We start from the raw sequence: 2,209 nt of genomic DNA, 5'->3' as shown, positions 1-2,209 counted from the left end.
GGGAAGGGGGATTTTGGATTGCCTCACTTGCAAGGGACTTTTGGTTTGCTTGGCTTTTTTATATGCCTTTTTCTATCAGCTGAATTTCGCTTTCGTTTAAATTGTAAAGGGCATAGACTAATGTGTCGATTTCTTGTTCGAGTTTGCTTGTGTTGTCATTGTGAGAGCTGCTGGGCTCGTGGTAATCTATGCCCTTGCTTTGTTTGCTTTTTTTGGTGTTTTTGGTATTAGGCAGGTTAAATAAATCGGCTTGAGGGTTTGTGTCTTTGTCATATTGAGGCTTTGCAAAAGCCGAAATATCTCTATTTTCTTGAGATACTTCGCTTCGCTCAGTATGACAAGGATTTTTTAAAGCCAAAATCTGCTCCACTAAATTCACAATTTTATCAGCGATTTTTGAATTTTTGGAATTTATTTTGGGGATGGGGAGTTTTAAAAGCGGTTCTTTGTCTATTTGATAATTATTGCCTTGCATTTTGCCCTTATGTTTTAGCCAAAAGGCTATGAGTTTTGAATTTAAAATGCCTATTAGATATTTAGAATTCAATCTCTCGGTTTTAATAATGTAAAATGCCGCCGAAACATAACAATCAAAATCCACATAACTAAACAACGGAGCATTTACGCATTTTCGCAAAGCTACAATTCTAGGCTGTCCTGTGAAAAAAATTTCATTCCTTGCCCTGTGAAGTCCGTAAGGTTTGTTGTCGGAAGTAATGACATTTTTGAATTTGTCTAAATGATTTTTAATGTTTGGATATTCGTTCATAGAATTTGGATTTTTGAATTTTGAGTCAGTATATATCAGCCAAAGTGTATTTTTAGGATTAGCATAATACTTTGTGAATTTTTTGCTATCAAAATATGGTTTGACAAGTTTATTTTCAGCATTGCTTAAATTCAAACTTTCTTTTTCTAGCGTAGATAATCCAAAAATACCTTCTCCGTCCGTGAATTTATTATTATGCTCGAAATTTATTTTTTTGTTTATAAAATCATAATGTGGGTGTATTCCATTTGTCATTTCATCGGCTTTTAACCGAAATTCGCCGTTTTTTATAATTTTATTCAGCAATTCATCTTGTTTAGAATTTGCAAATGTCAAGGCATTATTAAGGCTTATTTTGGGTGTGATTGTAGGCGTAAGATAAAGATTATCCTCAAAAGGTTTATTTTGCAATAAAGCCTCTCTATGTTCGCAAGTAGGGTTTTTGTTCTCTATTTTGGCATAATTTATCGTGTAAGATTTTGGAGGCTTTGTTTTGCTAAATTCCATAACCATAGTTTGAATACTTGCTGAATCAAATGCCATATAAGAACCAAAATCAACCAAATTTAGAATTTGCGATTCTTGTAAAATCACATTTCGCAAATTTTTCGCCCCTGCATTTGTCGTCCAATTATTAGTAGCGATAAAGGTTAAAATGCCTTGATTTTTTAACAAATCAAAGCCCCTACCGACAAAATGATACCAAATGTCCATTTTGCCTTGATAAGTGCGTAAATTTTTAGTGAATTCAAAAAGTTTTTTATTGTCCATTTCCTTGATATAAGGCGGATTTCCTATGATTAAATCAAAGCCCATAAAGTCGCCTTTTTCGTCTAAAAGCTCAGGGAATTCAAAACGCCATTCAAAGGGCTTGTTGCTTTCTAGCTTAAAAATGCCTTCATAGTCCTTTTTAAGTGCTTTAAATTCAGCCCTTGCCTCGTTCTCATCAAATTCAAAAAAGCCAAAACCTTGTGCTATGTAAAGGCTTAAATTCTCATCATCTTTTGCCAAAAAATTGCCGTATTTTTTAGAATAAGCCTCGCATTTTTTCTCAAAGGCTTTAACCTCTTTTTTGAATTTGTCCGCAAAACAAAAGGTGCGAAATCCCTCTTTGAGTGCTTTTATCTCTTTTTGTATGTGGGTTTTGTCCTCAAAAAAGCCCTCTTTGTAGTCTAAAACTGCGATTTTGTATTTGTTTATGCGAGCCTTTATGTTTGGGTAGTGAGAAAGTGAGTGCTTTAGCTCGAAATAGCTTACAAGGGAGTTTCCACATTTAATGTTTATATCAATGTTTGGCAGGGTTTGCATTTGATGGATTTGAGTGGATAAATTTGCGTCAAAGCCCTCGTCTCCATCTTGTAAATAATATGAATTTTTTAGTAATTCTATCCAAAGGCGAAGGCGGCAAATCTCAACTGAATTTTCGTTTATATCTACGCC

At 34.2% G+C, this 2,209-nt stretch carries 1 protein-coding gene; it reads right to left on the bottom strand.

Features of this window, described 5'->3' with window-relative positions; translation table 11 throughout:
• Positions 1–58 precede the first annotated feature (58 nt).
• Positions 59–2,209, bottom strand: a 2,151-nt coding sequence (locus DMC01_RS12235; RefSeq protein WP_185908941.1) for an Eco57I restriction-modification methylase domain-containing protein, incomplete at its 5' end; no start/stop codon positions are given.

Origin of the sequence: Campylobacter troglodytis (genome assembly GCF_006864425.1) — a bacterium.
GTDB classification, from domain to species: domain Bacteria; phylum Campylobacterota; class Campylobacteria; order Campylobacterales; family Campylobacteraceae; genus Campylobacter_D; species Campylobacter_D troglodytis.
The sequence above is the reverse complement of the archived record's forward strand: the minus strand, read 5'-3'. Positions and strand labels throughout refer to the sequence as shown.